Annotated in this window: 1 protein-coding gene; it reads left to right on the plus strand. The window is 61.2% G+C overall.

The genetic code is table 11. The annotated features are described in order from the left end of the window. Nucleotides 1-222 precede the first annotated feature (222 nt). Nucleotides 223-444: an AMP-binding protein gene (locus BTJ49_RS15325; protein ID WP_343125544.1), complete on the plus strand. Its 222-nt coding sequence runs from the start codon at nucleotides 223-225 to the stop codon at nucleotides 442-444. The last annotated feature ends 196 nt before the right edge of the window (nucleotides 445-640 follow it).

The raw sequence follows: 640 nt of genomic DNA on the forward strand, positions 1-640 counted from the left end.
TAAGCCATTTCCGCTCGCCGCAGTCGAACGACCGAGCGTAGCGAGTCAGTGAGCGAGGAAGCGGAATATATCCTGTATCACATATTCTGCTGACGAACGGGGCGGAGATTTCCTGGCATCTTCCAGGAAATCTCCGCCCCGTTCGTAAGCCATTTCCGCTCGCCGCAGTCGAACGACCGAGCGTAGCGAGTCAGTGAGCGAGGAAGCGGAATATATCCTGTACTGGTCTATGAAGATCAATCGCTTACTTACGCACAACTGAACACGCAGGCCAACCGGCTCGCTCACCACCTGATCGAGCGCGGTGTAGGACCTGATGATCGCGTGGCCATCTGCGTGGAGCGCGGCTTTGCCATGGTGGTAGGGCTGCTGGCCATCCTCAAGGCGGGTGGTGCCTATGTGCCGCTGGACCCGGCCTACCCGGTCGAACGTCTGGGGGTGTAGCGCCACACGGCTTCTGACGCGTTTCCCATCTCGTCACCCGGGTCTCCCAGCCCGGTTGTCCGCGCCGGAGGCCAGCCCATGCGTGAACGCTGCACCCAGTGAGGAATAAGTGAGGAACTGGGTGTAGCGCCACACGGCTTCTGACGCGTTTCCCATCTCGTCACCCGGGTCTCCCAGCCCGGTTGTCCGCGCCGGA

The organism is Oleiagrimonas sp. MCCC 1A03011, from assembly GCF_003267965.1.
In the GTDB taxonomy this organism is placed as follows: domain Bacteria; phylum Pseudomonadota; class Gammaproteobacteria; order Xanthomonadales; family Rhodanobacteraceae; genus Oleiagrimonas; species Oleiagrimonas citrea.